Source organism: Echinicola strongylocentroti (assembly GCF_003260975.1).
GTDB classification, from domain to species: Bacteria; Bacteroidota; Bacteroidia; order Cytophagales; family Cyclobacteriaceae; genus Echinicola; species Echinicola strongylocentroti.
In genome coordinates this window covers 5,147,241-5,165,694 of record NZ_CP030041.1, presented here as the reverse complement: position 1 = coordinate 5,165,694, position 18,454 = coordinate 5,147,241, and the positions used below count along the sequence as shown (strand labels likewise).

The 18,454-nt window shown below is 44.6% G+C and carries 16 protein-coding genes; 6 read left to right on the top strand and 10 right to left on the bottom strand.

Going from position 1 to position 18,454, the window contains the following annotated elements; genetic code table 11:
• Positions 1–107: 107 nt before the first annotated feature.
• From DN752_RS20345 to DN752_RS20315, 7 genes are all read right to left on the bottom strand, one after another.
• Positions 108–713, bottom strand: coding sequence for a porin family protein (locus DN752_RS20345; RefSeq protein ID WP_112785673.1), 606 nt, complete (start codon positions 711–713; stop codon positions 108–110).
• Between the two features lie 116 nt (positions 714–829).
• Positions 830–1,900: an alanine racemase gene (locus DN752_RS20340; RefSeq protein WP_112785672.1), complete on the bottom strand. Its 1,071-nt coding sequence runs from the start codon at positions 1,898–1,900 to the stop codon at positions 830–832.
• 1 nt (position 1,901) lies between these two features.
• Positions 1,902–2,339 (bottom strand): GNAT family N-acetyltransferase, encoded by a 438-nt coding sequence (locus DN752_RS20335; protein WP_112785671.1) that lies wholly within the window; start codon positions 2,337–2,339, stop codon positions 1,902–1,904.
• Positions 2,340–2,416: 77 nt separating this feature from the next.
• Positions 2,417–3,853 (bottom strand): sodium:solute symporter family protein, encoded by a 1,437-nt coding sequence (locus DN752_RS20330; RefSeq protein ID WP_112785670.1) that lies wholly within the window; start codon positions 3,851–3,853, stop codon positions 2,417–2,419.
• Positions 3,854–4,276: 423 nt separating this feature from the next.
• Positions 4,277–5,026, bottom strand: a complete 750-nt coding sequence (locus tag DN752_RS20325) for a succinate dehydrogenase/fumarate reductase iron-sulfur subunit (protein WP_112785669.1) — start codon at positions 5,024–5,026, stop codon at positions 4,277–4,279.
• Positions 5,027–5,057: 31 nt separating this feature from the next.
• Positions 5,058–6,992 (bottom strand): fumarate reductase/succinate dehydrogenase flavoprotein subunit, encoded by a 1,935-nt coding sequence (locus tag DN752_RS20320; protein WP_112785668.1) that lies wholly within the window; start codon positions 6,990–6,992, stop codon positions 5,058–5,060.
• Positions 6,993–7,004: 12 nt separating this feature from the next.
• Positions 7,005–7,691: a succinate dehydrogenase cytochrome b subunit gene (locus tag DN752_RS20315; RefSeq protein WP_112785667.1), complete on the bottom strand. Its 687-nt coding sequence runs from the start codon at positions 7,689–7,691 to the stop codon at positions 7,005–7,007.
• 369 nt (positions 7,692–8,060) lie between these two features.
• Between DN752_RS20315 and DN752_RS20310 the strand changes: the two genes are divergently transcribed.
• The 5 genes from DN752_RS20310 to DN752_RS20290 all read left to right on the top strand — a co-directional run bounded on the left by DN752_RS20310 (position 8,061) and on the right by DN752_RS20290 (position 14,779).
• Positions 8,061–10,847: a T9SS type B sorting domain-containing protein gene (locus DN752_RS20310; protein ID WP_112785666.1), complete on the top strand. Its 2,787-nt coding sequence runs from the start codon at positions 8,061–8,063 to the stop codon at positions 10,845–10,847.
• The gene (locus DN752_RS20305) at positions 10,844–11,278 is read left to right on the top strand and encodes a thiol-disulfide oxidoreductase DCC family protein (RefSeq protein ID WP_112785665.1); all 435 of its coding nucleotides are present in this window, start codon (positions 10,844–10,846) and stop codon (positions 11,276–11,278) included. Before DN752_RS20310 ends, DN752_RS20305 begins: the two co-directional genes overlap by 4 nt.
• Positions 11,279–11,495: 217 nt before the next feature.
• On the top strand, positions 11,496–12,371 hold the full coding sequence (gene fabD / locus DN752_RS20300; protein WP_112785664.1) for an ACP S-malonyltransferase: 876 nt from the start codon (positions 11,496–11,498) through the stop codon (positions 12,369–12,371).
• 178 nt (positions 12,372–12,549) lie between these two features.
• On the top strand, positions 12,550–13,845 hold the full coding sequence (gene bioA / locus DN752_RS20295; protein ID WP_112785663.1) for an adenosylmethionine--8-amino-7-oxononanoate transaminase: 1,296 nt from the start codon (positions 12,550–12,552) through the stop codon (positions 13,843–13,845).
• A gap of 103 nt (positions 13,846–13,948) precedes the next feature.
• Positions 13,949–14,779: an alpha/beta fold hydrolase gene (locus DN752_RS20290; RefSeq protein ID WP_112785662.1), complete on the top strand. Its 831-nt coding sequence runs from the start codon at positions 13,949–13,951 to the stop codon at positions 14,777–14,779.
• Positions 14,780–14,836: 57 nt separating this feature from the next.
• Here DN752_RS20290 and DN752_RS20285 read toward each other — a convergent pair whose 3' ends face one another.
• The gene (locus tag DN752_RS20285; protein WP_162633292.1) at positions 14,837–15,427 is read right to left on the bottom strand and encodes a hypothetical protein; all 591 of its coding nucleotides are present in this window, start codon (positions 15,425–15,427) and stop codon (positions 14,837–14,839) included.
• A 591-nt stretch (positions 15,428–16,018) separates the two neighbouring features.
• Between DN752_RS20285 and DN752_RS20280 the strand changes: the two genes are divergently transcribed.
• The gene (locus DN752_RS20280) at positions 16,019–16,354 is read left to right on the top strand and encodes a HopJ type III effector protein (RefSeq protein WP_112785660.1); all 336 of its coding nucleotides are present in this window, start codon (positions 16,019–16,021) and stop codon (positions 16,352–16,354) included.
• A gap of 22 nt (positions 16,355–16,376) precedes the next feature.
• Here the strand turns inward: DN752_RS20280 and DN752_RS20275 are convergent, their stop codons facing one another.
• Both DN752_RS20275 and folK read right to left on the bottom strand, forming a co-directional pair.
• On the bottom strand, positions 16,377–17,768 hold the full coding sequence (locus DN752_RS20275; protein ID WP_112785659.1) for an MATE family efflux transporter: 1,392 nt from the start codon (positions 17,766–17,768) through the stop codon (positions 16,377–16,379).
• A gap of 182 nt (positions 17,769–17,950) precedes the next feature.
• Positions 17,951–18,430 (bottom strand): 2-amino-4-hydroxy-6-hydroxymethyldihydropteridine diphosphokinase, encoded by a 480-nt coding sequence (gene folK / locus DN752_RS20270; RefSeq protein WP_112785658.1) that lies wholly within the window; start codon positions 18,428–18,430, stop codon positions 17,951–17,953.
• Positions 18,431–18,454 lie beyond the last annotated feature (24 nt).

Here is an 18,454-nt window from a genome sequence, read left to right as displayed (position 1 = left end):
AAAATTTTTTCAATCTAGTAATTATTACTTTGAAGTCAGCTCAACTTGAACTAAAAAAAAGGGTTTCCTTTTTATCAGAAACCCCTTTTATTTGCATATGCGTTTCGTTAGAAACTATAGCCTAGCGAGACTTTAAATCCTCTATTGTAAATTTTGGCATCAGACTCTTTGAATACTGGAGTCAGGCCTAAGTCATAACTACCCTGTACATTAAGGCCCACGGGCAGGTTATACCCCACACCGAATACCAGACCTGCATCCAGGTCATTGACATCGTCCGTCTCAAATTCAAAGGTGTTACCGAATGCATCTCCCTCATAAGTTGCCTTGGTCAAAATAGACCCTTGGGGACCAGCAAAGATATTAAACCCATCACTGGCGTAGAATCTCAAAAGGATCGGCACATCGATGTACTGTAAAACAGCCCTGGACTCTGCAAAATTATCTGCTGTGGTACCTTTCTGTGAATAATACACCCCTGGCTCAATGGCGAAATTATCGGTCACAAACATGTTACCATAAATCCCGGCGTGAAAGCCAGCCCTGTTGGTATAATCGTTATTGGAGCCGTCATCACCTCCCCAATTGAAGAAGTTCGCACCGCCCCGGATACCAAAACTACTGTTCTGTGCACTGGCAGGTGTTCTTCTCTGCGCATTGGCATCCCATACAAATAATGAAACTGCGATAAATGCAAAAATTACTTTTTTCATGTCATTGATATAGTTGGTTCATGCATTCATATACTAATTCTATGCCAAAAGCGCATAAAAAAAGGCAGTCTCGAACCCACTACCTTCATTAAAACACAAAATCCCCTGTGGGTGAATCAGATAACTCTCTTCTCAATATAATAGGAATTTAAAATGGCCAATGCTCCCATATACTTTAACTTGAAACGGATCAGGTCTCCCACTTTGTAGTTTTTTGGATTTTTCCCTAGATCTAGGATCAACATATCTGAACTTGCGCCCAATACTTCAAATTCATCTTTGTCATAGATCAAATACTTAGGGTCCACATCAAGCAAACCAATATCAAGAATTCCCCTGAAAGAAGATTGGCCATAAAGCGATTCGTCTATTTCCATGATATCACCTTTAGGATTGGCTGCCAAGTTTCCCGTAGGAAGCAGTGGCTTTTCCTGCATTTCTATGATCTCCGTACACAGCTCAAATACGCTGTCATTCATCCCAGGAATGGTACTTTCGTCAAATAGGTTGGCACCAAAATATAAAGTCTCCCCCACCCTAAAGTGGTTTACCCCCTTGGGAAGCTGGTGATTTAGCATCAAAGGAATGGTCACCGAAGTTCCCGCAGAAACCCACGGGATCTCTTTGTTAAATTTCAGCTCAATAATTTGCTTATAAAGCGACAGCTGGACCAGCTTGTCGGTAGAAGGCATCACGCCGTTAAGACAGTTCAAATTAGTACCCAAACCAATGACCTCCACGTTGGGCAATCGAAAAATCTTGGCATAAAAGTCCACCAAGTCCTCACCCATCACCCCTTCACGAAGATCTCCCGTCTCCACCATAATGATAATTTGGTGTTTTTTCTCTTGTCTGACAGCCTCTTCACTTATCCACCGGATGGTCGTCAGCTCGCTGTTAAGGCTGACATCAGCGTAAGTCACCACATCTGCCAAATTCCTCTTGGACGGAGGCTTGATGTAAACGGTCTTGATTTTAGGATTGATGTCTTTTACCTTGGCCAGGTTACTGATTCTGGAATCATGGATTTCATCCACACCAAGATCAATCAATTCCTTAATATAAATTTCGTTTCCACATAGCATCTTGGAAACAGCTCCCCAAGCTACTCCGTGTTCATTGAATTTTTCCTTAAGGAATTGGTAATTTTTGTGAAGATTATCTTTATGAAGATTTAAAAAAGCCATGTTATTTTTTCAACCTCATTTCCAAGTATTTGTTCGTGAAGCCCAATTTTTCGTATAAGCCTTTCGCCGGATTGTCCGCCTCCACATGCAGGGCTATATCCCCAGTGGTCATATTGATGGCTGTTTCCATCAGCTTTTTACCCAATCCTTTTCCTCGTTGGCTGGAACTTACTGCTATATAAACTAGTATATTTTCTGGAATATAGCCAGACATACCAGTCTTATTTACCACTACTGCCCCAACAATTTTACCATTTTCACGCCCCATTACCACAAAACCTCCTTTGTCCACCGCTTGATCCAGTGCATAATCCAAACAATTCATAATATAACCATGAGGGTCACCGTATTCGTCCAAGTTCTCAAAGAGGAAATCGGCTATTTCTTTTTTTTGTAAATAAGTGGCATTATCTATTGTAGAAAGTGATTCGATTTTCATAATACGTTTAATTAGTTTTGTGGGCACTTCCGCCGTTAAAGCCTGTTTGAAGGTTCTACTGACTCCCGACATAATGGTTAATTCCCACTAATTTTCCTTTGCTTTAATATCAATAAATTATCCACCAGCAAAAACACTGCTAAAGATGCCAAAAGCCCAAATAAATTGGCATCAAGGCCTAAAGGAAGTGCTAAACCACTAAAAGCCAGCCCCGCAGTCACCCCTCCTCCGAGGATCATGGAAGCAATGGCTGCTGTTGGATTTCGCTTATTCCAAAACAAGCCTGCTAATATGGGGACCAATAATCCTGAAACCATAAAAGCATAGGAGTACAGCATAAGTTCCAAGACATTAGTCATCTGCATAGCGATCAATAGCGCTGCCGTACCAATGAGCAATGTAAACAATTGGCTGAAGCGGACGGATTTTTCCTCAGGTTGTTTGCTGAGCCATTTACCAAATAAATCTGTGGTCAAGTTACCTGAAGCTGCCATCAGGCACGAATCAGCGGTGGAAAGTACCGCCGAGAAATACGCCGACATCATCAAGCCCATGATGCCCGCAGGAAGTACGTGGCTCAACAATATCGGCAATCCCATTTCAGGATCTAAATTTTCTGTCGCTTCCGCTATGAGTCCCTGCTCGAAGGCCACCTTGGCCAAAACACCCAAGGAAACGCCCATAAAAGCCATGATCGGCCATTCAAATATCCCCGCAATGTACCAGGCTCTTTTTGCTGTCCTGACATCCCGACTGGCAAATATCCGTTGGTAAAGTGTCATGCCCACAAACCAAATCGGCAAAATGGTGATGCCCCAATTGGCCAAATCCTGCCAAGTAAGGTTGGTTAAACTGAAATACTCATCAGGTAAGGTCTTACTGATTTCTTCCCATCCTCCCACGTGAAAATAGGCGATCGGTAAACCGATAAAGATAAACCCTGCTAATAAAATGATCCACTGAATGGTATCCGTATAAATCACCGCCTTCAACCCTCCCATGACCGTGTAGACCACTGCTATTACCCCCATAACGAGCAACGCCATATTGAGATCTAGCCCTTTGAAGGTGCCAGAGGCCAGCTTAGCCCCCGCCAATAACTGTGACGAGGTAAATCCCAAATACCCCACAAAGCAGATAATTCCCGCTGTAATTCCAACTTTTCGATTAAACAGGTATTGGAATATCTGGGGGAAAGTGTAGAACTTAGCAAAGGCGGGATTGGATTTGACCTTTGGAATCAAAAAAACAGCGGCTAACCAAGCCCCCAAAAGCCCTGTAAAAAGCATCCAGCTACCAGACAACCCCATCGCAAATCCCAGCCCTCCCAATCCAATGGAAAAGCCTCCTCCTACGTCCGTAGCTACGACCGACAGGCCGATATGCCAAGCTCCCATGTTCCGACCACCCACATAATAATCATCGTTCCCCTCATTGTTACGCATGAAGTAAACGCCCACTCCAAGCATGACAATCATGTAAATGACAAAAATCAGGATGTCTATTATTTCCATTCAGGGATCGGTTCTGCTAATAATGGTTATTTCACTTGGATTATCTAATTTAATGTTTTGTTTGTTTTTTCCTATTTTAAAGGGACATTTTATAAAAATGTACTATTACAACGGCAGCAATCCTAGGAATAATTAAACCCAGAATATGCATTAGCCTATCTGTTGCGACCTGAAACTGCTTCAAAATCAGCCGTTTCACTTTAGTTTTCGGCATAACCGTAGCGGTGCTACGCTAATGCCTCCAAACTAACTGATTTTCTTGCAATTTCAGCTCTCACTACGATTCCTAACGCATAATCCGGGTTAAAAAGAGTTATGACACTGCATAGAATAATGATGGTAATTTATCCAAAAGAGACTCTTTATAGCAAAAAAAAAGCCGGATAAACCGGCTTTCATTTACTATAACTATAACTTGATCATCTATACGTTTTCACTGCTAGCTGAAGCAGAGAAATACTCCCTGTTCATCCGAGCGATATTCGTCAGACTAATTCCCTTCGGGCATTCAGCCGAGCAGGCACCAGTATTAGTGCAGGCACCGAACCCTTCATCGTCCATCTGGGCCACCATTTTCTCGGCTCTTTCTTTACGCTCCACTTTCCCTTGTGGCAACATCGCCAACTGAGAGATTTTGGCGGCAGTAAACAGCATGGCAGAAGCATTTTTACAGGCCGCTACACAAGCACCGCAGCCAATGCAGGTCGCCGCATCAAACGCTTCATCAGCGATCCTCTTGGGGATAGGGATTTCATTGGCATCCGGCACACCGCCCGTATTGACAGATACGTATCCACCAGCTTGGATGATGCGGTCAAAGGAACCTCTGTCCACTACCAAGTCTTTTACTACTGGAAAAGCCGCCGCTCTCCAAGGCTCGATCACGATCGTATCGCCGTCTTTAAATGACCTCATGTGCAGCTGACACGTCGTCGTCTGCTGTGGGCCATGGGGCTTGCCATTGATATACAGGGAACACATACCGCAGATGCCTTCGCGACAGTCGTGGTCAAAGTGCACGGGATCCTCTCCTTTTTCAGAAAGCTCTTCGTTCAGTACATCCAGCATTTCCAAGAAAGACATATGTTCCGAAATCCCCGTCAACGTATAATTTTTAAAACTGCCCTTGTCCGAGCTGTTTTGTTGTCTCCAAACTTTAAGTGTTAAGTTCATAAGAGTGATGAATTTTAAGGTTTTGAAATGGTTACTTGTAGCTACGCTGGGTCAACTTCACGTTTTCAAATTTGAGCTCTTCTTTGTTGAGCTCTTCCGCTACGCCATCTCCCATGTGCTCCCAAGCAGCCACGTAAGCAAAGTTTTCGTCATCCCGAAGGGCCTCGCCTTCTTCGGTCTGATATTCTTCTCTGAAGTGACCACCACAAGACTCATTTCTGTGCAGTGCATCCCTTACCATTAGCTCACCCAATTCCAAGAAGTCGGCCACTCGATGGGCTTTTTCCAAGGAAAGGTTCAGTTCTTCATTGGCTCCCAAGACTTTTACATCGTTCCAGAATTCCTTTCTCAGCTCTTGGATCATGCCAATGGCTTTTTCCAAGCCTTCAGCAGTTCGCGCCATTCCGCAGTATTCCCACATGATTTTACCCAATCTCTTATGGAAGTCATCCACGGTCTTGCTGCCATCGATGCTAAGAAGGCGTTGGATCTTATCTTGAACGGCTTTTTCTGATTTCTTGAACTCTTCATGGTCAGTGGACACTTTTTCGTTGGCCATTCCTGCCAAGTAATCCCCTACGGTATAAGGAATCACAAAGTAACCATCCGCCAGTCCCTGCATCAACGCAGAAGCTCCTAGTCGGTTGGCACCATGATCGGAGAAGTTCGCTTCTCCCAATGCATACAGACCCGGCACTGAGGTCATCAAATGGTAATCTACCCATAGCCCTCCCATGGTATAGTGAACGGCAGGATAAATCTTCATCGGCGTCTGGTAAGGATTTTCGCCGGTGATCTGCTGATACATGTCAAAGAGGTTACCATACTTGGCGCTGATGAGGTCTTCTCCGTCACGGGAAATCGCATCACGGAAATCCAAGAATACCGCTTCTCCCGTTTCATTCACGCCTCTGCCTTCATCACATACGTATTTGGCATTTCGGGATGCCACATCACGAGGAACGAGGTTACCGAAAGAAGGATACCTTCTCTCCAAATAGTAATCCCTGTCTTCGTCTTTTATGTCTTTTGGCAGAATTTCCTTCTTGCGAAGCTTTTCTGCTAGTTCTTTTGTCTTAGGTACCCATACCCTACCGTCGTTCCGTAGTGACTCCGACATCAGTGTTAACTTCGACTGGTGGTCGCCTGATACTGGAATACAGGTTGGGTGAATCTGCGTATAGCAAGGATTGGCAAAGAAAGCGCCTTTCTTATGTGCTCTCCAAGCGGCGGTCACATTAGACCCCATGGCGTTGGTAGAGAGGAAGAACACGTTTCCGTATCCTCCGGTACACAGCAATACGGCATGGCCACTGTGGGACTCTATAGCTCCGGTGATGAGGTTTCTGGTGACGATCCCTCGGGCTTTTCCATCGATGGTCACCACATCCATCAGTTCGGTACGTGGGTAAAGCTTCACCTTCCCATTCGCCACCTGACGGCTTAGTGCTGAGTAAGCACCCAAGAGCAACTGCTGACCAGTTTGGCCCCTTGCATAGAACGTCCTGGACACCTGTGCTCCACCAAAGGAACGGTTGGCCAATAGCCCACCATATTCACGGGCAAAAGGAACACCTTGTGCCACACATTGGTCAATGATATTGACAGATACTTCTGCTAGACGGTGTACATTGGCTTCTCTGGAGCGGTAGTCACCACCTTTGATGGTGTCATAAAACAAACGATATACCGAGTCACCGTCATTTTGATAGTTTTTGGCAGCGTTGATACCACCTTGGGCAGCGATAGAGTGCGCTCTACGTGGGCTGTCCTGAAAGCAAAAGGCCTTCACATTATAGCCTAACTCCGCCAACGATGCTGCGGCAGAGGCTCCGGCCAGACCAGTTCCGACAACGATCACATCATACTTTCTCTTGTTGGCCGGGTTGACCAACTTCATGTTGAATTTATGTTTCGTCCACTTTTCAGCTAATGAACCTGCTGGTATTTTAGAATCAAGTATCATATTGGCTAGTTATTAATTCAAAGTTGAGAAATAGATGTAAATCGGCATGGAAGCAAACAATGCCGGAACAATAATAGAAAATGCAGTTCCTATAAACTTGATCGCAGGCGTATACTTTTTATGATTAAGCCCTAGGGTCTGGAAAGCACTTGCAAATCCGTGATTTAAGTGGAAAGCCAAAAATGCCATTGCTACCACATACAAGGCCACAAGACCGATATTCGCAAAAGCACCATACACCACAGAATACAAATCTTTGAATTCTCCCGTTTCGTAGGTTACCTTAGGAATACCTCCCCAATGCATTTCTGCCCAGAAATTCTGAAGGTGAACGACAATAAAAATTAATATGATCGTACCCAATATCCCCATATTTCTGGAGTTCCAACTGCTATTGGTGCTGGCTTTGGTTTCAGCATATCCAACTGGTCTTGCCTTTTTATTCTTAGCTCCCAATATAATCGCAAAAACCACATGGGCTAAAATGGAAATATAGGTAAGGTAAGAAAGTACCTTCACAGCAGGATTGGTGGTCATAAATTTGGCGTATTCATTAAATGCCTGACCGCCGTCATCCTTAAACAATAACATGTTTCCTGAAACGTGGCCAACTAAAAACAGTATCAGGAATAATCCTGTTAGGGCCATTAGCAACTTTCGTCCCAAAGTGCTAGTAAAGGTTTTGGTTACCCAACTCATAAACGTTTTTCTTTATTTAATGTAGATGGTTTTATTTTATAATCTGATGAACAAAGTTAAATGCCGAAAGCTTAGCAAACAATCCACTTCATACGTAATAAGCTTATTTTAAAAGGTTCTAAATAACTCGAAAACGAGGATTTCTGGCATATTTTTAAACTTTTCACACCTTAATGACTTAATTTTTGGGTTGTATTTCGATAAATAGGGACACTTCCTTAACTTTAATCCGTATATAATTACAAATTGTATAAAAATTCGAGTTAACTACGTACACAATATTTAAGTAAAATTACGTTAAAATTTTTAAGTAGTACCCTGTAAAATGTAAAACCTACAGGAGTATGCGTGCTAAAACTTATAAGATATATGAAATGTAAAGCTTTTCTCCTACTCTCCACCATCCTATTCTTCATTGGACTGCAACAGTCCATGGCTACCCACATCCGGGCAGGAGAGATCATTGCAGAAAGGATTTCCACCCAATCCCTCACTTACCGTATCACAGTTGTCGGCTATACCGACACGAGGTCTTCAGTAGTGTTCGGCCCAGGAAGGATTGAGTTTGGCGATGGGAGGGTGGTAGAAAACCTCAATACGGAAAGTGAATTTAGCACCGTAGAATCCTTGGGAAATCAAATCGAGAAAAACGTTTTTGTCATCACCCATACGTATCAGGGACCAGGGGAATACACCATCAGGTTTCAGGAATTTAACCGAAACGACCTGACCTTAAATATGGACAACTCCGTAGAGACCCCTTTTTACATTGAAACCATGATCACCATCGACCCTTTTGTCGGTGTCAACAACTCCCCGGTACTGACCATTCCGCCGGTGGACAATGGCCAGATCAACACCCGCTACATCCACAATCCGGGAGCCTATGACCCGGACGGCGACAGCATCGCCTATCGCTTTGATGACGTGGTACCTTTACAGGATTTCCAACGACCAGTAGGCAACTATCGCAGCCCCGCATCCGATGAGTTCTCTTTTAACCGGGAAGATGGCTCACCCAATCCTTATATATCGATGGATCCATTAACGGGAGACCTGATTTGGGATGCCCCGGGCATTGCTGGACAGTATAACGTCGCTTTCCATATCGAAGAATGGCGAAAGATCGATGGGAAGTATGAGAAAATAGGCTATGTGGTCCGCGATATGCAGATCATCATCGAAAACTCCGACAATCAACGTCCACAGCTCCAAGTACCGGAAGACCTCTGCGTGATAGCGGGTGAAAACATTGAGGAAATCATCCAAGGCAGTGACCCAGATGGTGATGATGTCAAGATTGAAGTTTTTGGTGACCCCATCGAGATTTCTTCTTCCCCCGCTTCCTATAATCCTGAAGAGACGTACCAATCTTCTCCCGGCATTGTAAACTTTGACTGGCAGACGGTATGTAACCATGTACGGTCCAGAGAATATCAAGTGAGGATCAGGATTACGGACGATCCCGAATCCGGGCCTGCACTAGTAGACATCAAAACCTGGAACATCCGGGTCATAGGCCCTCCTCCCGTCATTCAATCGGTGGACCAGGATGTTGGCCGCTCCGCTGCGATCAACTGGGACCCTTATTCATGCGGAAACAGTGCCGAAAGCATGCAAATCTGGCGTAGTGTCAACAGCAATCCCTACACACCTGATTCCTGTGAAACGGGAATTCGGGATGGCTATGAACTCATTGGCACCACCGATATGCAAACCTTCGAATTTCTTGATGACAATGATGGAGAAGGACTGGCCCCTGGAAACACTTATTGCTACCGATTGGTGGCTGTCTATCCCCAGCCGAGAGGTGGAGAAAGTAAAGTATCCGAGGAATTCTGCTTGACCATTGATGTGGATGTCCCCATCATCACCAATGTAAGTATCGAAGAAACTGACCCTGAAAATGGAGAAGTCTTTGTCAAATGGACGCCCCCATACGATATAGATACCCAACAATACCCTGGCCCATATGAATACCAACTGATCCGGTCAGAAGGCTTTAGTGGAGACGAAAACATCCAACCACTAACAACGACCAACGACACCCTCTTTACCGATACAGGACTGAACACGGAAGGCTTGGTCTATAATTATAAAGTGGTATTGTTCGATGGTGGACAAGCGATCGACACTTCCAGTGTAGCGTCTTCGGTATGGCTACAGCCCACCATCATCAATGAAGCCATCGAACTCAATTGGGAATTTAATGTTCCCTGGAACAATAACATAAGTCAGTATACCCATGAAGTATACAGGAACAGGACAGATCCAGACGCCAGTGATGCAGACACCTTCGAGCTGATCGCTGAGGTGGACGTATCGGCAGATGGCTTCACCTTCTTAGATGATGGCAGCCATAATGGTGTACCACTCAGCAGGGAAACCGAATACTGCTATTATGTGGTTACCAAAGGTGCTTATAACGTGGACATGCTCACCTATCCATTGGAAAACAAATCCCAGATCATCTGTGCACGTCCTGACGATAATAGGCTGCCTTGTCCACCAGTACTGACATTTGATGGGCCAGTCTGTGAAGAACTATTGGCCAATGAAGACTGTAACTTCAGTGCATTCTATCATGACCTGAGCTGGGAACCAGACTTTTCCGGTGACTGTGACGACGAACTGGGAAGTTTTAATATCTACTTCTCTCCTACCGGTGATGAAGGCACCTTTGAGCTGATCAGTACTGAAAGCTCCCTGAGTCGTGAAGCCACCATTACCGAGTTGGAAGACTATAAAGGCTGCTATTATATTACTGCAGTGGACCGTTCCGGCAATGAGAGTGAGCCTAGCAACATCGTTTGCGTGGACAATTGCCCCAATTATGAACTGCCCAATGCCTTCACCCCAAATGGAGACGGCACCAACGATACGTTCATGGCCTTTGACAATCCATTCCCTCGCTGTCCGCGATTTGTAGAAGCAGTAGAAATAACTATCTATAATAGATGGGGAAGCTTGGTTTTCGAATATAACAGTGCCACTTCAAACGAAAACGACATTTATATTCGTTGGGATGGTAGAGACCAAAATGGAAACGACCTTCCAGCGGGCACTTATTTCTATTCGGCAACCGTCCTCTATGACACCAATGATGAAAGTGCTGGCCAGGAGGAACTGAAAGGCCACATACAAATCATCAAATGACAAAAGTACATCAACAATACGATATCGTTCTATTCGATGGAGTCTGCAACCTGTGCAATCAGGCGGTAGACTTCATCATCCAACGTGATCCTAACAACCATTTTAAAATGGCTTCCTTACAGGATGACATTAGTAAAAAACTGCTCCAAGACAAATCACTTGATGAATCCTATTTGGATTCCATTGTTCTGCTTCGAGGGGACAAGGTTTATTACAAAAGCCGGGCAGCACTGGAAATCGCCAAGAAATTGAAGGGCCTATGGCCCCTGTCGTATGGTTTTATCATTATCCCAAATTTTTTACGCGACCCACTTTATGACTGGATCGCACGCAACCGCTATAAGTGGTTTGGCAAAAGGGAGACCTGCCGCTTCCCTACCGAAGAAGACAAAATGAAGTTTTTGAGCGAAGAAGACCTTAAAAGCAAGTAGTCAATTATAAAAGCCTGTTGTTTCGACAGCTGTGTTGTGGGTTCAAGAGCTTAGGTTTTTCTGAAAGTATCAAGAAACGAAATTAAAGCAGCCTTCCTCCTAAGCCCTATTTTTTTGGTATATTTGGCCTTACGAATGTAGCGCATATGGGCAGGGCAATCGACTCTTGCTTATAAGCCGTTGATTTTCAGATTGCATCATAAATAATATTAATGATATGAAAGCTTATATTTTTCCCGGTCAGGGAGCACAATTCCCAGGGATGGGCAAAGAATTGTACGAATCCAATGATGAAGCCAAAAAACTGTTTGATCAAGCTGATGAGATTTTAGGCTTTAAGATCAGTGAAGTCATGTTTAACGGTACTGCTGAAGAACTCAAAGAAACCAAAGTAACCCAGCCAGCGGTATTTCTCCATTCGGTCATCTTGGCCAAGACTACGGCAGATTTCAAGCCGGACATGGCTGCAGGACACTCTTTGGGAGAGCTTTCTGCATTAGTAGCCACCGGAGCATTGTCTTTTGAAGATGGGCTCAAGCTGGTTTACCAAAGGGCTTTAGCCATGCAAGAAGCCTGTGAAATCAACCCTTCTACCATGGCCGCTATCCTCGGCCTAGACGACGAAAAAGTAGAAGAAATCTGCAACAGCATAGAAGGTGAAATCGTCGTGGCCGCCAACTACAACTGCCCCGGACAATTGGTCATTTCTGGCTCCAATGAAGGCATTAAAACCGCCTGTGAAAAAGCCAAAGAAGCTGGTGCCAAACGGGCATTGCCACTACCTGTTGGTGGTGCTTTCCATTCTCCACTAATGGAGCCTGCCAGGGAAAAGCTGGAAAAAGCCATCGCTTCCACTGAATTCAAGCAGCCTGTCTGCCCCATTTATCAAAATGTGAGCACCAAAGGCGAGACAGATATCACCGTGATCAAGCAAAACCTTATCGCCCAGCTCACCGCTCCAGTAAAATGGACCCAATCTGTACAAAATATGGTCGCTGATGGAGCAAGCGATTTTGTGGAATGTGGCCCTGGAAAAGTACTGCAAGGATTGGTTAAAAAAATCCACAGAGAAGCTGAAGTTTCCGGACTTTAAGGAATAGATAGCAGACAATAGACGTGAAACATTAGACTGCTTATAAAGCGGTCTCTTTGTTATCATTACTGTTCTTGATCACCAATCAGGAACTCCTAAACAAAGGGGATTTGCCATCCCCTTCGTTCATTATCAAAGCGATAGAAAACATCAACAACATCACAATTACTCCACACTTATGACCCAAGAAGAAATCCTTTCCATAGATCATAAGCACATCTGGCACCCTTACACTTCTGCATCAAGAGCCGTAGACAATGTGGTCGTAAAGAAGGCAAGCGGAGTTTTCTTGGAGCTGGAAGATGGCTCCCAGTTGATGGACGGGATGTCCAGCTGGTGGTCTACCATCCATGGATATAATGTCCCCGAGCTGAATGAGGCGATTCAGCAGCAATTGGAAAACATGGCCCATGTGATGTTCGGAGGGATTACCCACCGCCCTGCCGCTGAACTGACCAAGAAGTTGCTACAAGTGGTACCGAAAGGTTTAGCGCATGTATTTTACAGTGACTCAGGTTCCGTAGCCGTGGAAGTAGCCATGAAGATGGCACTCCAATACTGGCACTCCAAAGGTCAGGGCCACAAAAACCGCTTTGCCACCGTTCGGAATGGTTATCACGGAGACACTTGGCATGATATGTCAGTCTGTGACCCGGTGACAGGCATGCACAGCATTTTTAACAACCGTCTTTCTCCGCAGATATTCTTACCGGCTCCACCATCCAAGTTTGATGGCGAGCTGACCCCTGGAGAAGTGGAAGAAGTGGAAAATGTACTCGCAGGCCAGCACCATGAAATCGCTGCTTTTATTCTCGAACCGATTGTCCAAGGTGCAGGAGGCATGCGATTTTACCATCCAGATTACCTTGCCTCACTCCAATCACTTTGCGAGAAATATGACATCCTGCTGATCGCAGACGAAATCGCCACAGGTTTTGGGCGTACGGGAAGGTTGTTTGCCTGTGAACATGCGGGGATCACGCCCGACATCATGTGCATTGGCAAGGCCTTGACAGGTGGTTACATGTCCTTTGCAGCCACGCTCTGCACAGCAGATGTAGCCAACACCATCTCTTCTGGTGCTCCGGGGGTGTTTATGCACGGCCCTACCTTTATGGGAAATCCCTTGGCCTGTGCCACTGCCCTAGCAAGTTTGGAATTATTGCTCTCCAGGGACTGGCAAAAAGAAATCGGAGCTATAGAAGAGCATTTAAAAGCTGCTCTGGCTCATCTCCAAGATTTGGAGACTGTTGAGGAGGTGCGGATTTTGGGAGCGATTGGGGTAGTGGAAATGAAAGAACCCGTGGACATGAAAGCCATCCAAGATGAACTTACCCAAAGGGGACTTTGGTTGAGACCTTTTGGCAAACTGATCTACACCATGCCTCCTTTTGTCATCACCCAAAACGAGTTGGAAAAACTCACCACTGCCATGTCCGAAAGCATAATTGCCTACAGCAAAAAACACCTTTAGGAGCCCAATCAGGCAGCTAATTTTATCTCCATTTTATCCAACAATCAGCCCTTGCAAATCGTTATAGTTATAGAAAACCATTTCTAACCAAAAAACTAAAACGATGCCATTTTTGATTAACGAAACAGGAAAAGATCCTGTAGACTTATATTACAAAGACTATGGACAAGGCAAACCTGTCATACTGATTCACGGCTGGCCGCTTAGCCACCAAGCTTGGGAAGGCCAAATGCAAACCTTGCTGGAGGCTGGATATCGGGTAATTGCTTATGACAGAAGGGGTTTTGGACTTTCCTCCCAACCACTGGAAGGGTATGATTATTCAGCGCTTGCCAGCGACCTCAGGGAGATCATTTTACAACTTGACCTTAAGGACGTAACTATCGTCGGCTTTAGCATGGGTGGCGGTGAAGTCGTGCGGTACTTTACGGATTATGAAGGTGACCGGATCAGCAAAGCTGCACTCATTGGCTCCATTATCCCGCTAGTAGCCCAAAAACCCGACAACCCTGATGGTGTGCCTGCGGAAATGCTGGACGGTATTATGGATGCCTTAAAAAGCAACCGCCTTAGCTTTTTGAAGGATTTCCATAAGAACTTTTACAATTATGAAAGCAATACGGACCGAATGTCGCGGGCCAATTTGGACTATGATTTCTCCATTGCCTCCCATGCGTCGCCGATCGCCACGATCAAGTGTGCTGAAACTTGGGCAGGAACGGATTTCAGGCCTGAATTAAAAAACGTGTCCGCACCGACACTCATCATCCATGGAGACGAGGACAACATCGTCCCCATCAAGACTTCCAGTGATCAAGCCGCAAAAGCAATTACGGCCAATGAATATCATGTCATTTCAGGTGGCCCCCATGGATTGATCCTTACGCATAGAAAAGAAGTGGATAAGCTCTTATTGGAGTTTCTGGAAAAATAAATAACAATTGAAACCTTACCAAAAAGGCTTTTCGACATAATGATCGAAAAGCCTTTTTTATCCATTTATACGTAGGCCACCGAATGTATTTTTCAGCCCTTCCCATATCATCCCACTTACCTCAGAAGGAAGCCCCAGTACCATAATCACATTGGCCAGTGTCCCAACCAATAAAGACTTCCAATCAAATTTGTTCATCTCATCCACCTTACTGGACAATTCTTCAAGTTTTTCTAAAATAATACGTTTGTCCCCTGCTCCGATATTCAGTTGATGATGGACATATTGGCTGTAGGAATTGAGGTCATTCCTAGTTTGCTTTTTTTCATCCGAGGTAAACGGGACATTCAAGTCTTGCCTTTCCAGCCCAAGGTAATTTTCGCTTTGAAAATGCTCCCATCCTGTAGGGGTGTCCAGTTCCTTTGACAGTTGGTCTACCCAGATTTTATAACGTGTCTTTAAGTATTCCCAATCTCCTCTCTCAGTAACCGTTTTAGTAGAATTCACAGGCAATACACCTATGGAGTACTTCTGTAAATCCAATCGACTGATTGAAAATGAAAAGTAATCATACCTGTATTTGACCTTAAACTCCTTGTATATACCTGAAACTTCAAAATCCACCACATTCAACCCAGCCTCTCTCAATAAGTCTGCAAGCTCTTTCTATTGTGGGTTAGTTATCCTCATTATCCAAAAAACAACATTCAATGTTTAACCCGGAATATGCATTAGCCTATCTGTTGCGACCTTAAACTGCTTCAAAATCAGCCGTTTCACTTTAGTTTTCGGCATTACCGTAGCGGTGCTACGCTAATGCCTCCAAACTAACTGATTTTCTTGCAATTTCAGCTCTCACTACGATTCCTTACGCATAATCCGGGTTTAATATACAAAACTTATTGAACCTAGATTCTAAGCCGTTGAGAAAGTAACGTAAAGTAGCTAACTTTTTGACAACCACATTAGGCACAAAGGATGATTAACCGGGTTAAACCAACATTCTCACAACGCACAGTCTATCTTCTTGCATGTATATCCACCATGACACCAGTAATCACAGAAACAACAAATAGGTTCTCACTGAAACCATGGAAATCACAGAAAAACCTTATTTCATTCTGCGGGTTCTGTACGTTCTGTGAGCAATAAAATCTGCTGGCAAGAAAGCGTATAATCAAATCTCCTTGCCATAAATCAATAAAACCCATTATTTTTGGGCAAACTTTAGAAGCAACAATGAATTTTACTGACAAAATAAGCCAAAACCCAGAAGCCATTTCCTTTCAGGAAACGATTGATTACATAGAAGAAAACTACCACTTCACCCCTACCCGCTTCGCCAATGGGAATACCATCAATGAAGCCGGCGAAAACAATGGTTCATGCAAAATTTTTGCCCTCGGCAGGTTCCTATGCCTCAGCGCTGAACAAACGTTAAATCTGTTTGGAGATATTTACAGAAAGGATGTTTTGGGAAATCCCAATGGAGAAGATCACCAAAACATCCGTAATTTCATCAAAAGCGGCTGGGAAGGAATTATCTTCGAAGGCACGGCACTGGAAAAGAAATGACCAGTAGTCGTAGCCACCAATCCTACACCTCCATCAGCTTCCACTTGCCACGGTTAAAGATATAGCCGCTCACCAGTGCGTGGACAGAATGTCCCACTGCAATGGCTATAAAAACCCCAGTAGCTCCCATTCCAAACCAATTGGAAAGCACATAGGCCATGGGCAATTGAAATAACCACAGCACTACGATATTGATCAATGTGGGGGTTTTGGTATCACCGGCACCATTGAGGGACTGGCTCATGACCATACCGTAGGCAAAGAAAACGTAGCCCAAACAGATGATACCGAGTCCCTCACTCCCTATTTGGATGACAGCCGGATTATCATTGAACCAACTGATAATGTATTCCCCAAAAAGGAAAAACAACAAACCAATGCTTCCCAAAAAAACCGCTGTATAATGTGCGGCCTTCCAAGCAGACTGTTCTGCCCTTTCTGGGCGTTTGGCACCTAGGTTTTGTCCTACCAAAGTAGCCGAAGCATTGGAAAAACCCATGGCTGGAAGCAATGCGAAAATAATCAACCGAATGGCAATGGTAAACCCAGCCAATGCCACACTTCCTGAATTGGACACAATCCTCATGAGTACAATCCAACTGGCCGATTCGATCAAAAACTGCCCCATTCCCCCAAGGGCAATTTTCAGGATATTTTTGACGGTATGCCATTTGAAACGCAACACTTCCCAGTCAAAACTGATGATCGCTTTGCCCCTCAGCAACACCGACAACTGGAACAGTACCCCCACTGATCTGCCAATAGTTGTGGCCCAGGCAGCCCCTTCAAGCCCCATTTCCGGAAAGAAACCAATCCCAAAGATCAGCATAGGGTCCAAGACGATATTGATACCATTGGCCAGCCACAATGTCCGCATGGCAATCACCGCATTTCCAGCACCTCGAAACACCCCATTGATCAGAAAAAGTAGCATCACACTGATATTTCCTGCAAAGATCACTTGGGTATATCGATAGCCACTGGCCACCAATTCGGGCTCTCCTCCCATCAGCGTCAGCAGGTCTTTTGCAAACAGCAAGCCCAATAAACCTATGAAAATAGCCAAAACTGCACAGATGGTGATGGCTTGAAAAGCAGCCTCCGAAGCCGCCTTCTTTTTCTTTTCGCCTATCCTTCTGGCCACTACAGCAGTAGCCGCCATACTCAGGCCAATGGCCACTGAATACACAATGGTAAGGACAGATTCTGTCAAGCCCACCGTGGCCACAGCCTGAACGCCCAATTTTCCCACAAAGAAAATATCCACTACGGCAAACAGCGATTCCATCAACATTTCCAAGATCATGGGAATGGACAAATAAAAGATCGCCTTCCGAATACTTCCTACGGTATAATCTTCCTCTGTGCCACTTAAGGCTTTCTTAAAATGATGGATTATTTTAATTAAAGTCATAATAAAGTAATGGTAACAATGAAAAATAGCAATGTACTACCGTGACGAACGGGACACTGCAATCATGACCCTAGAGGGTCTAAAATTTCCGCTAACGTTTATTATGACTTCATGATGTCCCAAATTTTAAAAATATCCTGCTTACTTCCAATAAAAAAATAGCATTTTCACAGTCATGGCCATTAGTATACTTTGGCCACCGCACTCTCATCGGTACAGCTTTCCAATAGCTCCCTATTGTTTTTTTGCAAAACAGGATGGACAAAATCCGGCAAAATTTCCACTATAGGCGTCAATACAAACCTTCTCTCTGTCATCAGAGGATGAGGCACTTTTAACCGAGCCGTATCCACCACCTCATCACCGAAATAGATGATATCAATATCCATGGTACGGTCGCCCCATTTTGCCAAGCGCTCCCTCCCCAGTGCATTTTCCACTCCCTGGGTAATATCCAGCACCGCTTCTGCTTCCAGCTCGGTCTCCACTACCAAAGCTTGATTCAGGTAACTACCGGAAGACTTGCCTCCCCAGGCCGCTGTTTCATAAAGCGATGAACCCTTTATCAATTCAACGTGCTGTCGGAGCATATCCTTTGCCTCTTGGATCAGCTTGGACCGATCACCTAGATTACCTCCGATCAAAAGAACTACTTGCTTCATGGCTCGATTTAATTTCACCCCTCA